Here is a 23,868-nt window from a genome sequence, read left to right on the forward strand (position 1 = left end):
CCTTACTTCACGCCAATGCCTGCCGTCAGGCCGCCATCAATCTTGTAGTCGGCGCCGGTGCAGAAACCGGCTTTCGACGAGCACAGGAAGGCGATGAGTTCGGCCACCTCTTCCGGTTCGCCGATGCGGCCGAGCGGATGCGCCGCGCCGAAGCGCTTGTAGGCCTCTTCGACATCGGCATCGCTGCCATTGTTGCCGCGTGCGGCCTTCTCCAGGATCGGCGTGCGGATCGAGCCCGGGCTGACCGAGTTCACCCGGATGCCGGCCGCCGCATAGTCGAGCGCCAGCGAGCGGGTCAGCGTGTGGATGGCGCCCTTGGTCGTGGCGTAGGCGGCGACGTTCTGCTGGCAGGCGAAGCCCTGCACGGAGGCGACGTTGACGATGGCGCCGCCGCCGCGCTTGATCATTTCCGGAATGCCGAAATGCGCGGTCAGATAGATCGAGCCGACATTGACGGTCATTGCCCGGTTCCAGGTTTCCCAATCGGTCGTCGTCGCGGTCCCGTACGGATGCACCGCGGCCGAATTGACGATGACGTCGAGACCGCCGAACTTCGCCACGCCGGCCGCCACCGCGTCGCGCACCTGGTCGAAGACGGAGACGTCGGTGTCGATGACCAGCGCTGGTGCTCCAGCGCTTTCCAGTTGCGCTTTCATCTCCGCATTGGCGGCGCGGTCGATGCCGCAGGCGATGATTGCGGCGCCGCCGGCCGCAAGGCGCCTGGCGGTCGCCAGGCCAATGCCGGTCGTCCCCGTCACCAGGGCCACCTTGCCCTCGAAATCCGTCATTTTCGAAAACTCCTTGCTTTTCTATCGACTCCCGTCGCGGTCCAACAATAAGTTGCCAACCTCTCGCAGAAGGAAAGCCGAAAATGGAACAATGCTGGCGCTGGTATGGACCTGACGATCCGGTGACACTCGATCATGTCAAGCAGGCTGGCGCCACCGGCGTGGTCTCGGCGCTTCACCATATCTACGACGGCAGGGCGTGGCCGGAAGCCGACGTGCTGGAGCGCAAGCGCATCATCGAGGAAGCCGGACTGACCTGGTCGGTGGTCGAGAGCATCCCGGTCCACAATTCCTTCAAGATCGGCGCGCCGGAGCGCGAGCGCTATGCCGGCTACTATCGCGATAGCATCCGCGCGCTGGCCAAGGCCGGCATCGCCACGATCTGCTATAATTTCATGCCTGTGGTCGACTGGACCCGCACCGATCTTGCCTACCGGCTGCCGACGACGGGTTATGCCCTGCGTTTCGACGCGATCGATTTCGCCGCATACGATCTGTTCGTGCTGAAGCGCAAAGACGGCGCCGACAGCTATACGCCGGCGCGTATTGCGCAGGCGGAGAAGCGGCTCAAGGAATTGCCGCCCGAGAAGATCGACCAGATCGAGCGCAATCTGATTGCCGGCCTGCCGGCGACCGAGCGCAAATATGATCGCGAGAGTTTTCGCGAGGCCTTGGCGGACTATGAGGGGATCGGGCCGAAGGAGCTGCGCGACAACCTCGCCTGGTTCCTACGCGAGATCATTCCTGTGGCGGAAGAGGAGGGGGTGCGCATGTGCATCCATCCAGACGACCCGCCCTTCTCGCTCTACGGTCTGCCGCGCGTCGTTTCGACCGCCGAGGATGCGCGCTTCATCCTGAGTGCTGTCGACAGCCAGGCCAATGGACTGACGTTCTGCACCGGCTCCTACGGCACGCGCGCCGACAACGACATTGTCGCCATGGTCAAGGAATTTGCCGACCGCATCCATTTCGCCCATCTGCGCAACATCACCATCGAGAAGGACGGCTCGTTCTACGAGGCTGAGCATCTCGAGGGTGGCACCGACATGGCGCATGTCATCCTGGCGCTGATGCAGGAAGAGGCGCGCCGCCACAGAGAAGGCCGCGCCGACTGGCAAATCCCGATGCGGCCGGACCATGGCCATCTGCTCGCCGACGATATCGGCAAGACAAGGATCAATCCCGGCTACTCGCTGATCGGCCGCCTGAAGGGCCTCGCCGAACTGCGCGGCATCATGCGCGCCGTGGAGACGTTCGGGCTGGCTTGAGGGGCAAACGAACTGCGTTTCAATGCCGGTGCCGGCTCAACGTGCCGTCGCTATAGATCATCCGGCCGGCACGGAATGTCGCCCGTACCCGCGCCACCGGCTGGCGGTCAGGCCGAGTGCCGTGGCCGGATTGGCGCTCGTCAGCGCTGCCGCCGTTACGAGACTGCCTTAGTGCAGTTCCGCCAGGCCGAGCAATGCCGGCAGGATCGAGGCCGGGTGATAGTCGCTGGCGAGCATGTCGAGCAGTCCTGCCTCATAAGCCTGCCGCGCGGAAAGATTGCCGGAATAGGACTGGCCCCGCAGCGCATTGGGCGCTCCCATCACGGTATGCATGCTAAGCCTCCTGGCTTCCTGCGCCGCTTCCAGGGTCACGGGGAATTCGCTCAGCGTGGCGCCAAGGCCGTGAACCAGTTCCACCTTCTCCAGCGTGTCGTCATCATGCGAGGCAAGCGCTACACCATTGGCCTGTGCACGCGCCGACAGGTCTTGCAGTGCGTTGAGCACATCGCCCTGGCCCTCGCGGCCGGCCATGCGATGGCCGACGACCTCGGACGCCTGGGCAACCGACATGCCGCGCTCCTTGGCGATGCGGGCGATGTAAAGCTCGACATCGCGATACTGGCCCTGTCCGGGCGTGTGGTCCATCAGCGAGATCAGATGCAGCCTGCTGGCATCCATCAACTTCTGCAGCATGGCAATGGCCGGGGTGAAGGTGACTTCGAAGCGGGCGTGGATGCGGTGGTCGACCAGCAAATGGTCCTTCATCCCGGTAATGGTGTCGATGATCGCCGATGTGTGCTCTTCCGAGCGCGCCACACCGCTGGTGACGCTGGCGCCGATGAAGGAGAGCGCGGCATAGGCGGTGGTGACACCGCAGGACGCCAGCTTCTTGTCGAGCTCGGCAATGCCGATCTGCATCGGCACATGCACGCCGAGGCGCGGTTCGACTTCCCTTTCCACCATGTCGCCATGCATGTCGATGTAGCCGGGCAGAAGCAGGCGGCCGCCGCCTGAGATGTCGGCATTCTCGACCGGCTGGTTGCGGATCTCGGCAATCCGGCCGTTTTCGATGCGAATGGCGCCGCTCGGGATGACGCGGTCGCGCAGGACAATTTCGAATTCACTTAGCCACATACGATTTCTCTTCGGGGGACAGGCGGTTCAGGACGGGTTGCCGGTCGGCAAGACCGAGGGACAGCCGTCCCATAACAGCTGCTTACCCCCGAAAATGACAGTCAGCGACGGGCCTTGTGATTGACGCGAAAAGTCACCGTTCATGAAAGTTCACGGCCGCTTTCTTCTCAAGCCGGCTCAAGGCAGCGTACCGTTCGATTGCCAGCTTGACAGAAAGCTGACAATGTATCATATCCAAAAAGCTGACTATGTATCATATTATTCCATGCAGCGATCAAGACCGGTCACCGGCCGTCCCAGGGAGGCGATTGTGGGAGAGGCTATCAGCCAGTGGAGCAATTGGTCGGGCTATGTCACGGCCACGCCGCAGGCTTTTGCCGAACCGCAAACTCTCGATGCGTTGAGCGTCGCCATTCGCAATTCGCCGGGACCGGTTCGTTTCGCTGGCACGGGGCACTCCTTCACGCCACTGGTCAAGAATGACGGAACCATCCTGTCGCTCGACCGCTTCGAAGGCCTGAAGGCGCATGATCCCGAAAGACTGACGGCGAGGGTCGGCGCTGGCACTAAGATCGGCGCGCTGGCGAAGCTGCTGCACGGCGTCGGCCAAGCGCTGCCGAATATGGGCGACATAGACAAGCAAGCGTTTGGCGGCGCGCTTGGCACCGCCACGCATGGTTCGGGCATCACGCTCGGCGCCTATCATACCCAGCTCGAGGCGATGCAGATCGTCGACGGGCGTGGCGCGGTCAAGGAGTTCGACCGTGCCCAAAACGCCGACATGATCGATGCCATGGGGGCCTCGCTCGGCGCCTTCGGCGCCGTCACCGAAGTGACGATCCGCAACATGGCGAGCTACCGCATGCGGCACCGCCGCTGGACGGCGCCGGTTGCCGACGTGCTTGCGCAATTCGAAAGCACGATGACGGCGCATCGCTCGGCCGAGTTCTACTACGTGCCGTTTTCCGGCCAGGCGCTGCTGATCGCCAGCGACATCACCGAAGCGCCGGCGACCGTGCGCCCGCCGACGGAAGACGACGATGCCGTCACCACGCTCAGGAAGCTGCGCGATTATCTCAGCTGGTTCCCGTGGCTGCGCCGCCGTCTCATCGGCTCGGCCTTCGCCAAGGTGCCGGCCGAGGACTACGTCGAGGACTGGCTGAAGGTCTTCACCTCGGAGCGCAACGTCAAGTTCAACGAGATGGAGTACCACCTTCCGTTCGAGGAGGGGGCGGCGGCGCTCGGCGAGATCATTGCGATGCTCGAGACGCGGTTCCCAGAGGTCTACTTTCCGATGGAGGTGCGCGTCGTCGCGCCTGACAACATCTGGCTGAGCCCGTTCTACAAGCGCCCGACCTGTTCCATCGCCATCCATCACGGCGTCGAGCGCGATCCGATGGCGTACTTCAATGCCGCCGAGCCGATCTTCCGCAAGCGCGGCGGCCGCCCGCATTGGGGCAAGATGCACAGCCTCACCGCCAAAGAGCTGAGCACGCTCTATCCGCGCTGGAACGATGCGATGGCGGTCCGCCGCGAGATGGATCCGGACAACCGTTTCGTGTCGCCCTATATGGCCAGGCTGCTCGGCGTCGCGGCATGAGCCTGAGCGACACCTATTTCGCCGAACTATCCGGCGCGCTCAGGGCGGCCGAAATCCATCGGCCGTGCCTCGTGCTCGATCTCGACCGGCTCGATCACAACATCGCTGCGATCAAGGCGAAATTCGCCGACGGCCTCGCTCTGCGCCTCGTCGACAAGTCGCTGCCTTGCCTGCCGCTCATCGAGCACATCCGTGCGGCGTTCGCGACCGACCGGCTGATGAACTTTCATCTGCCGATCAGCGCTGAAATGCTGAAAGCCTTTCCCGATGTTGATCTCCTGCTTGGCAAGCCGATGCCGGTCGCCGGCGCCAGGCACGCACTGACCAAGGGTGTTCTCGCCGGTCTTGGCGAAGCGACGTCGCGCATCGTCTGGCTGATCGACACCGAGCAACGGCTGGCCGCCTATGGCGCCCTTGCCGTTGAGCTCGACCGCGAGCTGCGCATCTGCTTCGAGGTCGATGTCGGGTTGCATCGCGGCGGTATCGGCAATCCCAACGCACTGGCGCGGGCGGTGGCATTGCTCACCGCCCATCCGCGGCTGAAATGCGAAGGCGTCATGGCCTATGAGGCGCATATCGGCCACATCCCCAAACTGCTCGGCGGACCGGCCAAGGCGCGCGCCAAGGCGGTCAGCCTGTTTCGTCAGTATGTCGCTTGCCTTGGCCCCGACCAGCGCAAGATCCTCAACCTTGGCGGCAGCAGCACGGCATTGCTCTATGACAGCTGGGTCGGCGCCAATGAATTGTCCATTGGATCGGCCTTCGTCTTGCCGACCGATTTCGACGTGCCCAGCCTCAGCCAGTTACAGCCTGCCGCTTTCATCGCGACGCCGATCCTGAAGGTGGTCGATGTCCGGTTGCCGGGCCTCGACGAGCGCTCATGGCTGCTGCAGAAGCTCGGGCTGCTGCCACGGCGCGGCTGTTTCCTCTATGGCGGCAAGTGGATGGCCAAGCCTGTCCATCCCGCCGGGATGAAGGCCGACAAGACGTTCGGCTTTTCGACCAATCAGCAATTCATGGCGCTGCCCGACGACGCGAATATCAGGCCCGACGACTACGCCTTCCTGCGTCCGACGCAGAGCGAATTCGTGCTACAGCAGTTCGGGTCGATCCAGGTCTATTCCGGCGGTAAGATCGCCGCGCAATGGGCCGCGCTGCCGTTTTCGTAAAATCGAAATGGAGGAGGACACGATGGTCGCAACGGCAGTCAAAACCCACCCCGTGCAGCCTGAATGGGCAGCCGAACTCGACCTGGCGCTTACCGATCTCGACAGCAAGAAGGATGACTGGGCGCAGACCTCGAACAGCGAGCGCATCGCACTGCTGCGCAAGATCAAGGAGCATATCCGCGAGGTCGCCGAGGCATGGGTCAAGACCGCCACCCGGAAGAAGGGCATCCCGACCGGCTCGTCGCTCGAAGGCGAGGAATGGCTGGCCGGCCCGGCGGCGCTGATGGATGGCTGCAACCAGTTCATCCGCACGCTGAGCCTGATGGAGGGCAAGAAATTCCTCGACAGGCTGCCGGTCCGCACTCTGCCCAACGGACAGGTGGCGGTGACGGTGGTTCCGAACTCGGTCTGGGACAAGGTGCTGTTCACTGGTCTGAAGGCCGAGATCTGGATGCAGCCCGGCGTGACCAAGGCCAACCTCGCCGCAAGCACCGCCTCGGCCTATGACGCGCCGGCGACGAGCCGCAAGGGCAAGATCGGCCTCGTGCTCGGCGCCGGCAATGTCGCCTCGATCGCGCCGCTCGACTGCCTGCACAAGCTCCTGGTCGAACACCAGGTGGTGCTTCTCAAGATGAACCCGGTCAACGACTATCTCATCGATTTCCTGCGGCCGGCGCTGCGGCCGCTGATCGAATTCGGCGCGCTGCGCATCGTGCGCGGCGGCGCTGATGTCGGCGCCTATCTGTGCAATCACGATCTGGTCGAGGACATCCACATCACCGGTGCCGCCGCCTCGCACGATGCGATCGTCTGGGGGCCGGGCGAGGAGGGCCGAAAGAACAAGGCATCGGGCACGCCAAGGAACAGCCGGCGCATCACCTCGGAACTCGGCGGCGTGGCGCCGACCATCGTGGTGCCCGGCCCATGGTCGAACGCCGACATCGCCTACCACGCCGAATTGATCGCCACCCAGAAACTCAACAATTCCGGCTTCAACTGCATCGCTTGCCAGATGCTGGTGCTGCCGGAGAGCTGGAACAAATCCGATGCGCTGCTGGCAGCACTCGAAGAGGTGATGCAGAAGGCGCCGTCGCGGCCAGCCTACTATCCCGGTGCCACCGAGCGCCTCGCCGCGTTCGAAGCGCATGCCGACAGCGTGCAGAAATTCGAGCGGCCCGGCGGGCCGGCCTGCGTGGTGGTACCGTTTCGGTCAGGCACGGACACCTATTTCGAAAACGCCGAAGTGTTTGCGCCGGCGCTCAGCGTCATGCGATTGCCGGCGGGCAACGCCGAATCCTACCTGCGCGCCGCGGTCGCCTACGCCAATGAAAAGCTGCACGGCACGCTTGCCGCCAACATTCTCATCCATCCCAAGACGATCGCCGAAATCGGCCGACCGCGCTTGGAGGAAATCGTTGCCGAATTGCGTTATGGCGGCATCGGCATCAATTCCTGGAGCGGCGTTCTGTTTGCGCTGCTGCGGCCGACCTGGGGCGCTTTCCCCGGTCACACGCTCGACGACGTGCAGAGCGGCATCGGCGTCGTCCACAACACCTACCTGTTCGACAAGCCCGAGCGCAGCGTGCTCGAAGCGCCGTTCCGCATCATGCCGAAACCGGCGTGGTTCCTGACACATAAAAGGGCGCACATCGTCGGCCGGCTGATCACCGAGTTTCACTACCGGCCGAGCGTCCTGAAACTGCCGCGTATCATCTGGAACGCGCTGCTGGGATAGTGCCGAGTGGCAAGCGACGATCCCAGGGCAGCATCGCAAAGGCGAGACAGGAGTTACGACAATGGCTGACGCGGATGCAATCATTGTGGGCGGCGGGCTGGCCGGTCTGGCCGCTGCCGCCGAACTCGGCGATGCCGGCAAGCGCGTAATCATCGTCGAGCAGGAAGGCGGCGGTTTTCTCGGCGGTCAGGCATTCTGGTCGCTCGGCGGCCTGTTTCTGGTCAACACGCCCGAGCAACGCCGCTTGCGCATCAGGGACAGCCGCGACCTCGCTTGGCAGGACTGGCTGGGTTCGGCCCAGTTCGACCGGCCCGAGGATCACTGGCCAAGGAAAGTGGCGGAAGCCTATGTCGATTTCGCCGCCGGCGAGATGCGGCCCTGGCTGCACGCAATGGGCATGCGTTGGTGGCCGGTGGTCGGCTGGGCCGAGCGCGGCGGCGCGCTGGCCAATGGCCACGGCAATTCGGTGCCGCGCTTCCATCTCACCTGGGGCACTGGGCCAGGCGTGGTCGCGCCGTTCGAAAGGCGCGTGCGCGATCACGTCGCCAAGGGGTTGATCACACTGAAATTCCGCCATCAGGTCAGCCGGCTGATCAAGACCAACGGCGCGGTCACCGGTGTCGCTGGCGAAATCCTGGAGGCGTCCAACGTCGAGCGCGGCAAGCAGTCGAACCGCACGGTCGTTGGTGACTTCGAACTCTCGGCCAGCGCGGTCATTGTCGCTTCCGGCGGCATTGGCGGCAACCACGATCTTGTCCGCAAGGTCTGGCCGGTCGAGCGGCTGGGGCCGGCGCCGAAGCGTATGGTCGCCGGCGTGCCGCACCATGTCGACGGCCGCATGGTGGCGATCACCCGGCAAGCCGGCGGAGCCGTCATCAACGCCGACCGCATGTGGCACTATGTCGAGGGGATCAAGAACTGGAATCCGATCTGGCCGAACCATGGCATCCGCATCCTGTCGGCGCCGTCGCCGCTATGGTTCGACGCGCTCGGACAACGCATGGAGGCGCCGTTCTTTCCGAGCTTCGATTCGCTCGGCACGCTGAAGCGCATCCTGTCGACCGGGCATGATTATTCCTGGTTCGTTTTGACCAAGACGATCGGCTCGAAAGAGTTCGTGCTGTCGGGCTCCGAGCAGAACCTCGACTTCACCGGCAAGGATTGGCGGGCCGTGCTGAAGAACCGGCGCGGCGGCAAGGCGCCGCCATCGGTGGCGGCGTTTCTGGAAAAGGGCGAGGACTTCGTCGTCCGCGACAATCTGGCCGACCTGGTCGCCGGGATGAACGCGTTGTCAGGCGACAATCTGCTCGACTACGACCGGCTCAAGGCGCAGATCGTGGCGCGCGACCGCGAGGTCGAGCATGCCTACACCAAGGACGCGCAGGTCACGGCCATCCGCGGTGCTCGCAACTACATCGGCGACAAGATCTTCCGGGTGACCAAACCGCACAAGATACTCGACCCCAGGCACGGGCCGCTGATTGCGGTGCGCCTCAACATCCTGACCCGCAAGACGCTGGGCGGCCTGCACACCAACCTCAATTCACAGGTTCTCGACGGCAATGGCGAGCCCATTGCCGGGCTCTATGCGGCGGGCGAGGTGGCCGGCGGCGGCGGTGGCGGCTATCACGGCTACAATGCGCTTGAAGGGACATTTCTCGGCAGCTGCATCTTTTCCGGCAGGAATGCAGGCCGGCACGCGGCGGGCAGGTGACGCCGCGAACCGGCCAACGCTGCCATCGACACCGAGACGGACCGTCATCCGGTGCCATGATGGGGATATTTCCGATGACAGAGGAGATTGTTAATCGTCCTGCGCTAATGGCAGTCTGGGGGGTGAATGGATCTGGTAATCTGATCGTGTTCACGGGTCGACTATGGCAGTATTTGGTACCGTTCCTCCCGATCTCAGCTGCCGGCCAATTCACCAGGGTGATTGGGACGGCGTAGCCGATTGCCTGCTCCGGGGCTTTCCAGAACGCAGCCGCAATTACTGGATGCGGGCGCTTGCCCGTTTGTCGCAACGCCCGGCCGTCGCCGATTTTCCACAATACGGCTTTGCCTTGGAGAATGCCGGCCGGATCGTTGGCGTTGTGCTGACGCTCTACGCCCGCTTCCCTGGCCGTGAAGGCGATGAAATCCGCTGCAACATTTCCAGTTGGACCGTGGACGAAGGGTACCGTCCCCAGGCCATGAAGTTGATTTGGGCGATCCTCAGGCGCAGGGACGTGACCTTCACGAACATTTCGCCGGCGCCCTCGACATTGAAGGCCAACAAGGCACTCGGCTTTCAGCTTTTTTCCAATGGACAATTTGCCTTCCTGCCCGCCTTGAATTCGGTGCGGCGGTCGTGTCGGGTGCTTGAGGTTCGTCCCGATCTAGCCGAGTTGGCGATGCTCTCCGACGGCGAAAGATACATCGTCCTGGAACACGCCGAGCTGGGCTGCATCTCTCTGGTCTGCATTTGCGACGGGGTGGCGTCTCCGCTGGTGTTGATGCCGCGCCGAATACTGCATGGTCTCATCCCCTGCGCCCAGATCGTCTATTGCCGCTCCCTGGCGGATCTGAGCCGGTGTGCCGGCGCCGTGGGGCGCTTTGTCTTGCGAAGGGGGATCCTGCTTTGCCTCGTCGACGCCAAGGAGCCCATCCCTGGCCTGTTCGGCCGCTACTTCGCCAACCGGGGGATAAAATACTTCAAGGGTCCGAAGCCGCCGGCGCCCGGCGACCTAACCTTCACCGAGCTTGTGGTGTTCGGGCCGTAATTGCTCTTTGCATCGCCAGTTCGCGCCAGCGCGTGCCCAGCGACACGCCGACGAGCAGCAGGCAGAAGCCGAGTGCAAGCGGCGAGTAGAAGGCTTCTTCCTGCAGCACGGCATTGGCCGAGATGGTAACGATGACGACGAAACCGAACAGGAAATCCGGGTCGCGGGTTTCGATCAGTTGACGCCGCGCCGCCATGGCGAGCGCCGCCAGGAAGCCGAAGAAGACAAAGCTGCCTATGCCCATCTGATAGAGCATGACGCCGACGGCGCTCTCGACGGGAACGGAGGCGACACCTTCCGCCTGGGCGTTGGCCCAGCTGAGATTGAGGCTGGTGCTCGACAAATTGCCGCCAAAGCCCAGTCCCTGTCCAAGCGGGTTGGCCAGGAAGTCGCGCAGGCCGGCCGTCAGGCCAAGCACGTGATAGTCCCCATGCGTCGCGCCATAGCCGATTGCCGCGGTCGTCCAGGCTAAAGCCAGGACTATGACGGCGGTGAGCGTAAAACCGGCACGGGAGGGGCTGTAGATCAGACGCGTGGCGAGCGCTATGAGCAGCAGGAACGTCGCGCCCTTGGAGCCGATGACGAGCAGCAGCGGCAAGGCCGCGATCGGCAGCACCCAGCGTCCCTTGAACAGCAGCCAGGCCGATATGATGCTGAGGGCATAGGCATAGCTGATCGGATGAAAATTCGGGCCGCCGACACGAAAGACGCTGGGCAGGATGTCGTTGAAGAACGGCGTGTTGAAGAAGGTCGTGGTCATCACGTCCTCAAGCCCACGGAAAACGAAGCCGGTCTCCTGCAGCGCCTTCTCCCAGACGCCGGTCTCGATCTGCCGCGATATGCTGCGTTCGATGTAAAGGTCGCCATGGAAGAGGCTGAGGAAATTCATCGTGAAGATCAATTCCAGATATCCGTAGACGACCGCGCCGGCACCGAGCCACAACATGCTCTTGCGCAGGTCGACCGGATAGAGGCTGGCGGCGAGCACGGCGATGTGGAAGCAGGCAAGCGGCGTGATCGTGTTGCGGAAATAGACGACCGCGTCCTTGGGCTGACCGTGCACGACCCCCAGGGCGAGATAGAAGGTGATGGTTCCACAGAGCACGAGGCTGAGCAGCAGCCAGAAGCGCAATTCGATCAGGGCGCGCACGCGGTGCTGGAACGACGCGGCAAGGAAAATGCCGAAGGCGCTCATCAGGATGACGAAATTGGTACCGCGCAGCGAATCGAACGTATCGTTGTCTGGGATGTAAGGGGTGTACCAGGTGACCACGAGGTTCTGGTAGAGGAAGGCGCAGATGATCAGGACGGGAACGCCCGCGGGCAGGGCGTTGGACACGATTAGCGTCAGGAGGAAGGTCGCGGCAATGCCGAACGGGGTCCAGACGGCAAAGGCCGAAACGGTCAAGACAACAACGATCAGCGACACGCAGACATGCAGCAGTGCGTCGCGCGGGGCTCCCACGCTTTGCGCGCGCAGGCCGACTGGCGGATAGGCTCCGGTGACGCTCATAGCTGGCCCGCCTCGCCCAGGAGGGCAGCCATCATCGAGGCGTCGAAACCTTCCGTGCTCTGCCTGCTGGCGATGAAGCCAAAGCCCTGGTCGAGCTCCCAATAGGTCCAGCCGATATGGTTGGCTTCGGCGGCCTCGCGCACGGCGCGGACCCAGGCCGCGCGGCTTTGCGCATCGACGCAGAAATTGAGCACGCCGAATTCGTTCAGCATCACCGGGCAGTCATGAGCCGCCGACCAGCGTGCGGCCTCGGCAAAGTTCGAAGCAATCGCGGCCGCCGTCCATGGGTTCGAAAGTTCGTTCTCGAGCAGGGAAGCGGCTTCTTCGTCGCCGGCAGTGCGCAATCTAGCGATGAGCTCGCGGACCGCCGGAGTCTCCCTTGTCGCGGGAAAGGGCAGGTTGGCCATGCGCGCCAGCGGCGACGTATCCCAGTTCTCGCATTGATGGGTGAACGCCATCGGTGCGTAGAAATGGATGGCGGCGATCTGGTTGTCGTCGGCCAGAGGCGGCGTATCGGTTATCTCCCATATGCCCTGGAAGCGTGCTGGGCCCCAGACCAGTGTGTGGCGCGGACATGTTGCGCGCAGCGTCTCGGCGAGCCTGTCGCGCAACGCCAGCCAGACGGTGCGTTCCATCGGCGGCTCGTTCAGCAGTTCCGGATAGACCGAGGCCGCCGGCAGATCGGCGATGACGGGACGCAAGGCCGTCCACGCCTGCACCACCTGTTCGCTTGCGGCTGCCGGATCGCGCTCGAAAGCGGCGTGAAGGTCGGCGGACGGGTGCATGTCGACGAGAACGGCAAAGCCCAGCCCGGCAAGGTCGGCGACGCCGTCACCGATACGGCGGAGCCCGGCCGTGTCGCCGGCCGAGATAAGATCGCTGTTCACCGGCAAGCGGATGGTTTCGAACCCCGACTGGCGCAGCTTTTCCAGCGTCGCAGCGGCGGGAGCGGTCCCTGCCTCGCGATCGAGCCATCCCGGAAGATTGAAGCCACGTGATGGAATGCTGCGCGCGGTCGTCGTGGCGGAGGCCGGGAAGGGGAGGCCGGCAAGCACAGCCCCGCCGGCCAGAGCGAGCGCCTGCCGCCGTGACATCACCGGCAGCGATGTCAGCTCCGCCGGCACGGATCAGCTCCTCGCAGCCAAACTGCGGCGCCAATCGGCGCCGGACGGCGGCACAGGCGTGCGCGCGGCCGGCTGCGCGGTCTGCGGTGCGATCACCAGCGTGGCGCTGCGTCCGATCTGGGCGACGCCCAGCCGTTGCGCCAACAGGGCGGCAGCGTCGGCTGCCTGCTCCGACGGGGTCAGCGCCAGCAGCGTCAGATCGGCCCGCGTGAAAAACTCCGGGGACCAGGCCTTTTCGCTGAAGGCCGGGGCACTGACGAGGATGAAGTCGAAGGCATTTCCAGCCTCGGTCAGGACGTCGCCCAAGGTCCGGCCGCCTTTTTGCCCCTGCGGGCTGCAGATGGCGGTTCTGAGGCCACTGGCGCTGTCGACGAATATGCCGGGGCCATGGTCCGCCGAAGCGGATGGTTGGCCTTCGATCTCGACGACCAGCACGTTCTGCTCGACGCGCTGCAGGCTGATCCCGATCAATGCGCCGGCAAGCCTTGCCTCGAGGCTGCCGCGCGTCGAGGACACGGCCAGCACAAAGGGTTTGGGATGGTCGTGCAGGCGCAGGATGATCTGCCGCATCAGCTTCAGCACGTCGCGCGAAAGCGCCTCGTCGCCGTCCTGGAACAGTGAGGCCCTGATTGTCTTGATGCCTGAAAGCGCCGTACCGCTGGCCGGCACGCGGTATTCGCCCAGACTGGCCGGCAGCGGCTGCGGAGCCGGCTGGGCAGCGGCACGCGGTGCGTCCTGCCTCGGCTGGACCGCCGGCACCACTTCTTCCTTGGGCGCCTGCGGTTCGTCTTCGGGCCGGCGGACCGGGCCGAACGCCAGAGCGAGACCGCATCCGGCGAGAAGGCCAAGAACCGCGCTCACTGGCAACAGCAGGGCCGGCTTCGGCCAGGTCGGTTGCAGTGGCGGCGAAGCCTTGGCGATCGTGCGCGCCTCGGAGGTCTGGACGCCCTCCATCTGCGAGGTTTCCTTGGCGCGCTTCAGATACTCGTCGAGGACGCCGCGAGCGGCCTGGGCCTTGGAGTCCAGCTGCCGCAACTGCACCTGGGCAAGGCTCGAGTCGGAAGACTGCTGGCGCAAAGCTTCGAGCTTGGCCTGCAACTTGCCGACATTTTGCGCTGCGAGATCGTAGCTGGCCTTCAACTGCTGCCTGATGCGGTCGGCCTCGGCACCCATGAGCCGATTCATCCGTTCCAGCTCAGACCGCAGCCGCGCGATCGCCGGATGGCGCGGCCCATACATGGTTTCGAGATTGGCGAGTTCGGCGGCGCGCTGGTTATAGTCGTCGCGCAATTTTATGGCCGAGTTGGAGGACAGGATTTCCGCCAGCCTGGCCAGACCCGCAGGCGAGCTGCCCACGGCAAGCGCCTGATTGTAGCGGTCCCTTGCCTGGTCGGCGTCGCCCTGGGCGGTGATCAGCTGCGTCGTCAGCTGGTCAAGCTGGAATTGCAGCGTGCCGCCATCGGTCGGGTCGACGATCCTGTGCGTCGTCTTGAAATCCTCGACCGCGCGTTCGGCGTCGCTGACGTCCTTCTGCAGGCCCTTGATCCGGTCGTTGAGGAGGGAGTTCACATCGCTGTTGGCGCCTTCGCGCTCTCCGGCAAGACCGGTCCTGTAGCGCTCGACGATGGCGTTGGCGATGCGCGCGGCCGTCTCCGGCGATTTCGACGTGAAGCTGACATTGATGACATAGGTGAGCCCTTCGCGCTCCACAGTCACCGCTTTTTGAAAGCGCTTGAAGGTCGCGTCGCGCGTGGCTTTCTTGTCCGATCCGAATATGGAAAACAGCCGCGATACCAGGCCGCGACCCGAGAATTCGGGGTCGTTCTCCACCTTTTGACCGTCGAATACATCTCCCAGCAGATCCTGCGATTCGATGACGAAGACCTGGCTGGCAATGGCGGCGCTGTCGGAGCCGATGCCGGGAAGAACATTGTTGAAATTGGTGGAACGCGAATCGCGCGGGTCGATCAGGATCGAGGCTGTTGCCGTGTAGCTCGGGCTGGTCACGGCGAGATAGAGCACCGTCAGCAGCAGCACGGCACCTGTAATGACAAAAATCATCAGGCGACGGCCCCAAAGAATCGCCCAGAGCGCCGCGATATCAAACAGCGGTGGAAGCGTGCGATCGTCGATGCTGGCAGGACTCATCATTTTTCCTCTGCAGAGTCACATCACTCTACACCTCGCACTATTTCCCATTATCGTTAGCCCTTCGTTAAGGTTACCAAAGCGTTTCGCCTTTTGTATGCAGGGGGCGCCAGTAACCATTCGTCGCGTTGGCACTGGCGCTTGCGTGAGTTTTTGTTCTATTCAGGGACAGGTTTCAGGGTCGGTTCGGCTGCCGCGGGGGCAAGGCCATTGCCGATCGTCACGGGAGCCGATCTTGGATGACAACATAAGCGACAAAAAAGCCGCAATGGCTGGGAGCGGCAATCCGGCAGCCAACATGCGCATGTCCATCCCCGCGCTCGCCAGGAGCGGGGCGGTCGCGGGTGTGATCAAGCTCGCCAGTGCCGGCCTGTCGTTTCTGATGTTCGTGGCCGTTGCGATGGTGATGGACGAGCGGCAGTTCGGCCTCTACAGCGCCACCTATGCCGGCGCCAGCCTGGTTTCTTTCTTTGCATCGGTTGGCCAGCAGAGCACCGTGCTCAGGTTCTGGCCGCAATATGCCGGCCTCGGCGATCTCAATTCGGCGCATGGCATGATGGCGCGCGCCATTTTGGTGGCGCTGCTCGGGCTTGTCGTCTCCAGCCTGCTCATCCTGGTAGCGGGGTTTTTGCCGTTCGTCGGCGGCGGCACGCCCGAATGGCTATCACTGTGCCTGGCTGCCGCGGTGCTGTCATTCTCGCTCGGCTGGTCGGAATTCACCTCCGGCGCCTTCCGCGCCAAGCATGCACTCATTTACGGCCTGTTGCCGCGCGATATCATATGGCGGGCGGCGACCATTGCCGCCATGCTCGGGTGCCGCTTCCTGCATATCGAGATGGGTGCGGTCGCAGCGACCTTTCTGACCGCCGGGCTGCTCATCCTTTCGGTCGTGCCGCAGACGATGCTTCTGCTGCGCGAAACCACGCGCGCCGAGCGCGGCCCGCTCAGCCAAGCGCAAAAGCAGGAATTCAAGACGGTGACACTTGGCCTGTGGGGCGTCACCTCGCTGCCGCCGGCGCTCGGCCAGGTCAGCACCTTGCTGGTGGCCATGATCCTGGGGCCGGTGCCGGCCGGCGCCATCTTCGTGGCCGACCGGACAACGCGTTTCGTGGCGCTGGCGCTCAACGGCATCAACCAGGCGCTGGCGCCGCAGATTTCGAGCGCCTTCTACAGCGGCGACAGAGCGCATGTGCAGCGCATCACCAGTCTTGCGGCACTCGGCAGCTTCGCCATTGCGCTCTGCGTGCTGGCGGCGTTCTGGCTTTTCGGCGGCTTCATCCTGTCCATTTTCAATCCGGCCTATGACACGCCGACCATGCGTACGACGCTCGTCATCTTCGGCATCGGCGCGACCTTCGCCACCGCTTGCGGCCCGATCGAGATACTGCTGCAACTGACCGGCCTTCAGCATGCACTGTTCAAGGTGCTGATCATCGTCAACGTGCTGGGGCTCGCCGCGACGGCCGCGACGACCTACTATTTCGGGCCGGTCGGCGCGGCGGTCACCATCGCCGGAACGGTGATTGCCTGGACTGCCCTCGCAGTGTCGATCGCGCGGCGCCGAATAGGCATAAACCCGTCCATCTTCGGCCTCGCGATGGGCAAGGCGGCAGCCGTTTCCCGTCCTGTGCTTAGAGACCGCACGTGAAGATCGTGCAGGTCCAGACGCAGGCGGAGGCGGCCGGTGCGCAACGCGTTTCCGACATGTTGGGTGAAGGATTGCGGGCGCGTGGCCATGATGTCCGCACCGTCTTCATGTACCGGAAGACCGACGCATTCGACCACGACGCCAGCGCCGATTTCATCCTTACCGAGCCGCCAAAAGGCTTGCCGGGACAGATTCGGGCGACCATCGGACTGGTGAGCTATCTGCGCAAGGCGCGGCCGGATGCCGTCATCACCTATCAGCATTATGGCAACATCTTCGGCACGATCGGCGCGCGACTGGCTGGGGTCAGGCACATCGTCGCCAACCAGAGCGGCGCACCGCACACCAAGGGCACGATGGGCCTGCTCTCCCAGATCGACAAGCTTATGGGCGTGACCGGCCTTTACCATGCAAACATCGTCAACTCGGCCTGGACCGAAGCCCAATTCGATCACTACCCGCAAGCCTACCGGCGCCGCCTCCATCGCATCGATCACGGTGTATCGGCGCCGCGTGAGCAATTCGACAAGGCTGCTGCGCGCGCCCGCTTCGGCTTGCCAGGCAATGCGTGGCTTGCCGTCTCGTCTGGACGCCTGACGCGGACGAAGAACCAGATCGCGCTGGTCGGGGCACTTGCACGGTTGTCCGACATCCATGTAGCGCTTGCCGGCGTGGGACCGGAACTCGAGACGCTTGTCACCTTTGCCAGGGAGCGGGGCGTGGCGGACCGGTTGCATCTGGTCGGCGAAGTTCCGCCGGCGCAGATTTTCGAATTCCTGGCGGCGGGCGATGTCTACGCCTTTCCGTCGACGAGCGAGACCTTCGGTCTTGCCTGCGTCGAAGCGGCGATTTCCGGGCTGCCGGTGGTGGCGAACAATCTTGCGGTGATGCGCGAGGTGCTGACCGCGCAAGACGGCGAACCGGCTGCGATCTTCGTCGAGGCCGACGCTGCCGGCATGGCCACGGGGCTTGCCGAGATGATCGCCAGGCCGGAGCTCATGACCAGGCTTTCGGCGGCCGGTCGGCGGCTCAAGGACAAGTACTCGCCCGCCCAGATGTGTGCCGGCTACGAGGCGCTACTGCTTTCCTAGAGCGGCTCACGGAAACGGCGAATCGCTCTATGTCTTATTTTGCGCAATTCCCAAAGGAAAGCGCTGCGCGCTTTTCCCGGGAAAACCGCTCACACTTTTCCTGGAATTGCTTAGCGCCTCCGCACCGCCGCAATCCCGTCGATCACTTCCAGCCTGCCGGCGCGGTTGAGCGTGTGGATTTTCGGGTATGGCCAGTCGCCATCGGCGACGATCGGCCGAGGTGCTGAAAGCCGCACCGTCTGCCGGTCGAGTTGCAACAGTTCGGACCGGCCGAGGCCACCGCCATAGCCGAGCGTTCCGTCCTGTACGGGAAGAACGATACGGCCGTCGCGGCTGTGTACGAAAGCGCCACCCGGACGCGCCATGCGATGGTCGATCACGATCGGGTTGCCGGCATGTGGCGTCCAGGGGCCGGTGAGGGCAGGAGCCGAAAACACCACCAGCGTGTCGGAGGTGCTGCCGTAGCCGTCGCGGTCGGTGGCGAACAGCCAGAGCTGCCCATCATGTTCGAGCAGCGTTGCGTCGGAAATCTCGCCCTCGACCAAAACGGTCTCGGCGGTCCAGCGATCCGGGAAAGCTGACGCGCGATAGAGGGTGAGCTTGCTGCTGGCGCTGGCTTCGGGAAGCATCCAGATTACTCCGTCGCGCTCGAACACCTGGGGATAGGAGAGGTGGTGCGGTTCCTCCAGAACCACCCGCGGCGCCTCCGGAACCCCGTTGGCATCGAACGCAACGACCGAGATGACAGCCTTGCCGGTGGCATGGGGATAGTCCTCGACGAATAGGAACGACTGGCCCTGCCATTCGAACGGGAACGGATCGGCGTAGAAATGGTCGCCGGGGTCGGGCAGCACCGACCAGCCGCTGCCCAGCCTGCCGGTTTCCACGACGCCGGGGGTATCGGCAAAGCGGTAGCCGACCCGCCAATGCGCGTGGCGATAGCTGACGCGCCGGATGATTTCACGGCCAAGCCGCGGCAGCGCCGAACCGAGATAGGCGGGCAGGAATTGCGTTACCGGAGCGTTACGAGCTTCAGACGACGGTTCGTTCTGCAAGGGCCGGCCGTCGGCAAAAGCCTTGGCGAGCGAGACGATCAGGGTAATGGCGCGTGCGAGCACATCTTCGGTTCCGAGCGCCACCGATTCCCGCTTGTCCACCATCGGCCGTGCCTGGCCGACCACTTTTCCATCAAGGACGGCGTCGATAACAGGCAACTTTCCGGCCGCGACCACTGTTGCCACTGCGAGATCGGACCGAGATCCGTCGAAAAGGAGGCCAATGGTTGGTACATCGGATCGCGGCGCATTGCCGGCAAGGTCCAGCCTGAGTGCTGCGGACCGGCCGGCCGGCTGGACCGGAATCTCGTTCAACGCCGCGGCCAGATTGGGACGGCGGCGCCGAAACAGGCGCTGTTCGAACGCGAACGCGGCTTTGGCCGAACCTGGCCAGCCTGCCGTTCCCGGCTGCTGCAGCACGGCGACATCGTGGCCGTCCGATTGCAGTTGCTCGATGACAATCTTCTGCCACAGGCGCGGTGCAGTTTGTGGAACAATGACGTCGATCGCCAGCATGTCGCACCAGTTCGCGATTGTATCGGGACCCGGCCTGGACATTTGAAGAGAAATGACCGGTACAAACAAATGACTGACTGAAAAAACTTACCTTGCGGTTACTTGCAAGTCTGGCCATTCGCTTTACGGGAAGAACTTGACCAACCTGCCGGGCAGCCGCGCAATGCTGGATTGACGGTAGATATGCAATCAGCGCTTGAGGCTCCGCATATACCAAGTTTCCAACATTCCATGCGGTTGACCTTGACGTGGAACGCAAGACAGCGTCGATAGACCATGCCCAGCCGGTTCGGACCATACATGTTTGAAGTCACAGTCGAGGATTCGTTCGATTTTCGTTCGAAGGAATATGCCGAGCTTTTCGCCAGCTCGGCTGCGACCGCTTTTCAGCACCCCATTTGGCTCGCCCTGCTGTACGAGAAGATCGTCGGGCATGGTGCGGCCACGCCGCTGATCATCGTCGTGCGTGCAGGCGGAAGACTGGCGATGGTCCTGCCGCTGGTCAGGCGTCGCTACACGCTCTTGAAAGTCGTGGAATTCGCCGACATGCGTGTTTCCGACTACATATCGCCGGTCGCCGACGAGGAGACGTTTTCGCGTATCGTGGCAGACGGCCGCACTGTGGCCGCCATCCGAAAACATCTGAAGCCCTATGACCTGCTGCGCATCGGCAAGCTGGCCGACCGCTCGCTGGCAATCGAGCGCCTGTTTGGCATCGACAAGCGTGAAAGCATGGGCATGAGCGCCTATTCCAGCAAGCTCGAGACGACATTCGCAGCGTGGCGCGAACATCAGCTCGACAGTTCATATCGCAAGGAGCTCGACAAGAAGTCGCGGCAGCTCGGCCGGATGGGTCAGGCACGATTTGAATGTTCGGATAGTATCGACGCCATCCGAACGACATTCGATGCGCTCAAATTTTACCGCGGCAAGCGTTTCGACGGCAGCGACGGCCCGGCCGACCTGTTGCAGTCGCCGTCCTATTTCGAGTTCTATATGGCCGTGGCGGCCGAGGGATGTGGCGGCTTTGCCCGCACCTACACGTTCTGGATGGACGATCGGGCGATCGCCGGCGCGCTTGGTCTCGCACATCGCGGCTCGCTGCTGGTCATTCTCGGCGGCTTTGACGAGGCGGGTTACCGGAAGCAGTCGATCGGCAGCCTGATGTTCGAACAGATCGCCCGCGACTGCATCGAGCGCGGCGACCATTCGCTCGACTTCACGATTGGGGACGAACCCTACAAGATTACCTTTGGTGGCCGGCCATCGCCGATGTGGCAGATTTTCAGGGCCGGCAGCCCGCTCGGCTATGCCGCGCACATGACGGTCGAGAAACTGCCGGCGGCCAAGGTGCTGGCGCGACGGCTGGTCGGGTCGCATGGCAAGAAGCCCAAGTCCGGCCGTACCGTGCTGCCGCAGGCGCCCAGCGACGAGGCGGCCGGCTCCTAGAACAATTACAGAAAAAAGGTGAAGCGTTTTTCGCGGGAAAAGCGCGCCAGCGCTTTCGCCGCGGAATTGCGTAAAAACAAAGATAGAGCTGTTTCAGGTCGTGGCTTCTATGCCTGGCTTTCTGAAACTCTGCAGCCTGGCGGCGAAAGCGGGGCTTAGAGTGGCGATCCTCTGCATGACGCGGCGGCGGCTGAAATGAAGCTGCCGGCGCGCGCGCCAGCGCAGGTCCGTGTCGATGGTCAGGCTGCGGCGAAAATCAGCCATATGCAGGCCGTGTTCGTCCATCGCCTGCTTTACCGGATCGTCGTAGAATGTTGCGATCTTGGCCGCCGTCATGCCGGGCGAAGCCATCCACTGCGGTACATGCACCGTGCACAACCGTTCGACATCGGTGAGCAGCCGGCTGACGCCGGTTCCAGCGGCCGGACAAGAGGTCTGATAGGCATCGCCGATCAAAACGACACCGTTGCGCACACAGTTCTGCGCCACGGTGATGTCGGTAAGCCAGCTGTCGACACGGTTGATGACTTCGAAATCGCCGAATGTCTTAACCAGCCCCGGCAGTGTTTCGATGAGCGTTTCCCGTGGACGTTCGCGCAGCGCCTTTACCCAGGGATCACGGTGATCGCGGAAGACGAACAGATTGGCGCGCATGACGTCGGCGGCGGGAAACAGGGTGAGGTAGTCGATGCCGTCGGAGACCCGCTCGCCGTAGTAGGTGACGGCCGCGTGCTTGAAGGCGCTTATTCCCACCGGGCGCAAATTGAAGCCGAAGGTCAGCGACTGCTTCTGGTGAACGAAGTGGCGCTCGATGCCGACGTCACGCTTCAGAATGTCGCCCATGCCGGTGGCCAGCACGAGCAGCCGCGCCGTCACGTCGTGATGATCGAGGATCGACACGCGCTGGCGTTCCGCTCCTGTCTCCAGCCCGTTGACGCGGCCGGAGATGAAGCGAACATTTTCGGGCAGTTCGGCACGCATGGCGGCTACGAGGTCATCGTAGAAAATGCCGTAGTGGCGCGCATGCGTGCGGTCGAGGACACGCCCCCTGCGAATGTTGACGATGTCGTCGAAGGCCACGGCCGCCGTCGAAAGCCTGTCCAGAAGGCCAAGCCGCCGCAGTTTTTCAATCTGGTCGCCGGCGACTTTCTCGACACGGAATTCCCTGGGAAAGACCGAATGGCGATCGATCAGGATGACGCTGTAACCGGCCCGTGCGAGCACATTCGCCGCAATGGTGCCGGAAAGTCCGGCGCCGACGATGGCGATCTCGGCATCGGTCCCTTCCGGCAGTGGACTGTGGCGGTGCTCGGCAGTCATTTGGAATACCTCACTAGGGCGTAGACGGCGCGGGGGCTGGTCGTGAAGTAGCGCCAGAAAAGCCGGCGCGGCTCCATCATCACACGCCAGAGCCATTCGAAGCCAGCCTTCTGCACCCATAGCGGGGCGCGGCGGACCTTGCCGGCGATATGGTCGAAAAGCCCGCCCGACGTCTTGATCAGGCCGACATTGTGGAGCCGCGATGCATAATCGCGGATAAAGATCTGCTCGCGCGGCACGCCGAGGCCCAGCCACAATATGTCGGGCGCAAGCGCGTTGATCTCGTCGAGTTTCCTTTCAAGCGCCTGGCCGGCGAGAAAGCCGTGACAATGGCCGGCGATACGCAGGCGAGGGTATTTGGCGCTGATGCGGGCGACAGCCTTGTTGTTCTCCGCCTCCGTCGAACCCAGCAGGTAGAATGTCGTGCCGTCCTGTTCGGCGAGCTTGGCCACATCATGGAACAGGTCAGTGGTGGCGACCCGCTCGGGCAGCTGCACGCTGCACAGCAGGCGCGAGGCGAAAACCAGCGGCTGGCCATCGGCGAAGATCTGGTCGGCCCGGCGAAACAGCCCGGCGACCTCCGTATTCTGCCCCACCTGGGCGATGACATCGCCATTGGCGGAGGTGAAATAATAGGGGCGGGTGTTGGGCAGATGCCCGCGCGCCGACGCGATCATCAGCCGGGCGGCGTCTTGCCGATCGATTACGGTGATCGGCAGGCCGCCGAGCACAACCGTCGGCAAGGCGGGAAGCTGCGCGCCGGTTGTCACGCCTGCGGATGCGGTCTCGCCAAGCGAGCGAGGATGGGAAACCTCACCTGCTGCGGACGCTTCGGGGCGCCGCGCATCCGCTTCGCGGATCGCGCTCTTACCCTGTTGAGACTCTTTTGAAACGTCACGCATCGTGGAAGTTACCCATTTCGAAGTATTCTAAGTAAAACGAGGGGAAAGTTAAGCGATACGTTAATAGTTAGTTAACGGGTAAATTTTTCGTAAAATTGACAGATAAATCAATGTGTTGCATCGCCGCAGCGAAGCGTTGTCAAAATCGCGGAGAACGGACCATTTCAGGTCGGGTTTTTTTTGGTCCTGAAGCAAAAAACCCAATTGGATCAACGCGCTCTTTGCATTTTGTCGGCCCACAGAATTCGATTGCAGTGTGGCGGGGAGTTTGGCGTCGCGAACGCCTACGCAGCCGCGGACGACATGGAAATGTCGACGCGGCCTGCGTCAAGAAAAGGTCGATGAGAATCGGATTTCCGTCATGTTCCGTGGATAGCGATTGCTTTAGATTGGATGTCAAAAGCATCAACCGATCCGATGTTTGCAAGCAACCGCTGTTGGTAAAACTATGTTGTTCTGGTTGCATCTACTTGCAGACATCGTTCTCGTGCCATGCGTCGAGAATTCGACGCCGCTGCTTTTCATAACCCGCTTCGCCCTGTCGGACCTGCCCAAAGGGCAGGCGCATCGTGAAGCAATCGGATCAAAAATCCTTCCGACCTATCCCTTGGAGGGATGCCCATTGCGGCGGGAATACCGTATCGTC

At 63.1% G+C, this 23,868-nt stretch carries 16 protein-coding genes and 1 pseudogene; 9 read left to right on the forward strand and 8 right to left on the reverse strand.

What is annotated here, in order from left to right; translation table 11 throughout:
• Positions 1 to 2: 2 nt before the first annotated feature.
• Positions 3 to 788: an SDR family NAD(P)-dependent oxidoreductase gene (locus JQK88_RS02500; RefSeq protein WP_192259545.1), complete on the reverse strand. Its 786-nt coding sequence runs from the start codon at positions 786 to 788 to the stop codon at positions 3 to 5.
• Positions 789 to 871: 83 nt separating this feature from the next.
• Here JQK88_RS02500 and uxuA point away from each other — a divergent pair, with 83 nt between their 5' ends.
• Positions 872 to 2,056, forward strand: coding sequence for a mannonate dehydratase (uxuA, locus tag JQK88_RS02505; protein WP_192259543.1), 1,185 nt, complete (start codon positions 872 to 874; stop codon positions 2,054 to 2,056).
• 19 nt (positions 2,057 to 2,075) lie between these two features.
• On the opposite strand, the pseudogene JQK88_RS02510 reads toward uxuA, so the two are convergent.
• Positions 2,076 to 3,190 (reverse strand): annotated as a pseudogene (locus JQK88_RS02510) (alpha-D-ribose 1-methylphosphonate 5-triphosphate diphosphatase).
• 310 nt (positions 3,191 to 3,500) lie between these two features.
• On the opposite strand from JQK88_RS02510, the gene JQK88_RS02515 reads away from it, so the two are divergent.
• The 5 genes from JQK88_RS02515 (at position 3,501) to JQK88_RS02535 (ending at position 10,456) form a co-directional block, all read left to right on the forward strand.
• Entirely contained in the window at positions 3,501 to 4,790 is a 1,290-nt protein-coding gene (locus JQK88_RS02515; RefSeq protein ID WP_312037221.1) for a D-arabinono-1,4-lactone oxidase, read from the forward strand.
• The gene (locus JQK88_RS02520) at positions 4,787 to 5,959 is read left to right on the forward strand and encodes an alanine racemase (RefSeq protein WP_203277348.1); all 1,173 of its coding nucleotides are present in this window, start codon (positions 4,787 to 4,789) and stop codon (positions 5,957 to 5,959) included. The genes JQK88_RS02515 and JQK88_RS02520 overlap by 4 nt, the downstream gene beginning before the upstream one ends.
• Before the next feature lie 22 nt (positions 5,960 to 5,981).
• Positions 5,982 to 7,694 (forward strand): aldehyde dehydrogenase family protein, encoded by a 1,713-nt coding sequence (locus JQK88_RS02525; RefSeq protein WP_203277349.1) that lies wholly within the window; start codon positions 5,982 to 5,984, stop codon positions 7,692 to 7,694.
• Positions 7,695 to 7,755: 61 nt separating this feature from the next.
• The gene (locus tag JQK88_RS02530; protein WP_192259537.1) at positions 7,756 to 9,408 is read left to right on the forward strand and encodes an FAD-binding dehydrogenase; all 1,653 of its coding nucleotides are present in this window, start codon (positions 7,756 to 7,758) and stop codon (positions 9,406 to 9,408) included.
• Positions 9,409 to 9,691: 283 nt separating this feature from the next.
• Entirely contained in the window at positions 9,692 to 10,456 is a 765-nt protein-coding gene (locus tag JQK88_RS02535) for a hypothetical protein (protein WP_192259535.1), read from the forward strand.
• On the opposite strand, the gene JQK88_RS02540 is transcribed toward JQK88_RS02535, so the two are convergent.
• Genes JQK88_RS02540 through JQK88_RS02550 form a run of 3 tightly spaced genes read right to left on the reverse strand, consistent with a single transcriptional unit; the run spans position 10,428 to position 15,241 of the window.
• Entirely contained in the window at positions 10,428 to 11,969 is a 1,542-nt protein-coding gene (locus JQK88_RS02540; RefSeq protein WP_203277350.1) for a hypothetical protein, read from the reverse strand. The two genes, JQK88_RS02535 and JQK88_RS02540, sit on opposite strands and share 29 nt — an antisense overlap.
• A complete protein-coding gene (locus tag JQK88_RS02545; protein WP_312037222.1) occupies positions 11,966 to 13,093 on the reverse strand; it encodes a glycoside hydrolase family 5 protein in 1,128 nt (375 codons plus the stop codon). Before JQK88_RS02545 ends, JQK88_RS02540 begins: the two co-directional genes overlap by 4 nt.
• Before the next feature lie 3 nt (positions 13,094 to 13,096).
• Positions 13,097 to 15,241, reverse strand: coding sequence for a GumC family protein (locus JQK88_RS02550; protein WP_192259531.1), 2,145 nt, complete (start codon positions 15,239 to 15,241; stop codon positions 13,097 to 13,099).
• A 235-nt stretch (positions 15,242 to 15,476) separates the two neighbouring features.
• On the opposite strand from JQK88_RS02550, the gene JQK88_RS02555 reads away from it, so the two are divergent.
• Positions 15,477 to 16,889: a lipopolysaccharide biosynthesis protein gene (locus tag JQK88_RS02555; protein ID WP_192259529.1), complete on the forward strand. Its 1,413-nt coding sequence runs from the start codon at positions 15,477 to 15,479 to the stop codon at positions 16,887 to 16,889.
• The gene (locus JQK88_RS02560; protein WP_192259528.1) at positions 16,886 to 17,980 is read left to right on the forward strand and encodes a glycosyltransferase family 4 protein; all 1,095 of its coding nucleotides are present in this window, start codon (positions 16,886 to 16,888) and stop codon (positions 17,978 to 17,980) included. Before JQK88_RS02555 ends, JQK88_RS02560 begins: the two co-directional genes overlap by 4 nt.
• Positions 17,981 to 18,090: 110 nt before the next feature.
• Here JQK88_RS02560 and JQK88_RS02565 read toward each other — a convergent pair whose 3' ends face one another.
• Positions 18,091 to 19,593 carry a glucosamine inositolphosphorylceramide transferase family protein gene (locus JQK88_RS02565; RefSeq protein WP_246749724.1) on the reverse strand — a complete coding sequence of 501 codons (1,503 nt, stop codon included), beginning with the start codon at positions 19,591 to 19,593 and terminating at the stop codon, positions 18,091 to 18,093.
• Between the two features lie 258 nt (positions 19,594 to 19,851).
• On the opposite strand from JQK88_RS02565, the gene JQK88_RS02570 reads away from it, so the two are divergent.
• Entirely contained in the window at positions 19,852 to 21,000 is a 1,149-nt protein-coding gene (locus JQK88_RS02570) for a GNAT family N-acetyltransferase (protein ID WP_192259526.1), read from the forward strand.
• A gap of 93 nt (positions 21,001 to 21,093) precedes the next feature.
• Here JQK88_RS02570 and JQK88_RS02575 read toward each other — a convergent pair whose 3' ends face one another.
• Positions 21,094 to 22,320, reverse strand: a complete 1,227-nt coding sequence (locus JQK88_RS02575; protein WP_192259524.1) for an FAD-dependent oxidoreductase — start codon at positions 22,318 to 22,320, stop codon at positions 21,094 to 21,096.
• On the reverse strand, positions 22,317 to 23,222 hold the full coding sequence (locus tag JQK88_RS02580) for a WecB/TagA/CpsF family glycosyltransferase (RefSeq protein WP_192259522.1): 906 nt from the start codon (positions 23,220 to 23,222) through the stop codon (positions 22,317 to 22,319). Before JQK88_RS02580 ends, JQK88_RS02575 begins: the two co-directional genes overlap by 4 nt.
• Between the last annotated feature and the right edge of the window lie 646 nt (positions 23,223 to 23,868).

It is taken from the genome of Mesorhizobium caraganae (genome assembly GCF_016836705.1).
Taxonomy (GTDB): Bacteria; Pseudomonadota; Alphaproteobacteria; order Rhizobiales; family Rhizobiaceae; genus Mesorhizobium; species Mesorhizobium caraganae.

What these genes read in the sequence shown, in the direction of transcription:
- JQK88_RS02520 (WP_203277348.1), top strand. Translation starts at nt 4,787, where the DNA reads ATGAGCCTGAGCGACACCTATTTCGCCGAACTATCCGGCGCGCTCAGG.
- JQK88_RS02570 (WP_192259526.1), top strand. Translation starts at nt 19,852, where the DNA reads ATGTTTGAAGTCACAGTCGAGGATTCGTTCGATTTTCGTTCGAAGGAA.
- JQK88_RS02530 (WP_192259537.1), top strand. Translation starts at nt 7,756, where the DNA reads ATGGCTGACGCGGATGCAATCATTGTGGGCGGCGGGCTGGCCGGTCTG.
- JQK88_RS02525 (WP_203277349.1), top strand. Translation starts at nt 5,982, where the DNA reads ATGGTCGCAACGGCAGTCAAAACCCACCCCGTGCAGCCTGAATGGGCA.
- JQK88_RS02540 (WP_203277350.1), bottom strand. Translation starts at nt 11,969, where the DNA reads ATGAGCGTCACCGGAGCCTATCCGCCAGTCGGCCTGCGCGCGCAAAGC.
- JQK88_RS02535 (WP_192259535.1), top strand. Translation starts at nt 9,692, where the DNA reads ATGCGGGCGCTTGCCCGTTTGTCGCAACGCCCGGCCGTCGCCGATTTT.
- JQK88_RS02580 (WP_192259522.1), bottom strand. Translation starts at nt 23,222, where the DNA reads ATGCGTGACGTTTCAAAAGAGTCTCAACAGGGTAAGAGCGCGATCCGC.
- JQK88_RS02500 (WP_192259545.1), bottom strand. Translation starts at nt 788, where the DNA reads ATGACGGATTTCGAGGGCAAGGTGGCCCTGGTGACGGGGACGACCGGC.
- JQK88_RS02565 (WP_246749724.1), bottom strand. Translation starts at nt 19,593, where the DNA reads ATGTCCAGGCCGGGTCCCGATACAATCGCGAACTGGTGCGACATGCTG.
- JQK88_RS02575 (WP_192259524.1), bottom strand. Translation starts at nt 22,320, where the DNA reads ATGACTGCCGAGCACCGCCACAGTCCACTGCCGGAAGGGACCGATGCC.
- JQK88_RS02550 (WP_192259531.1), bottom strand. Translation starts at nt 15,241, where the DNA reads ATGAGTCCTGCCAGCATCGACGATCGCACGCTTCCACCGCTGTTTGAT.
- uxuA (WP_192259543.1), top strand. Translation starts at nt 872, where the DNA reads ATGGAACAATGCTGGCGCTGGTATGGACCTGACGATCCGGTGACACTC.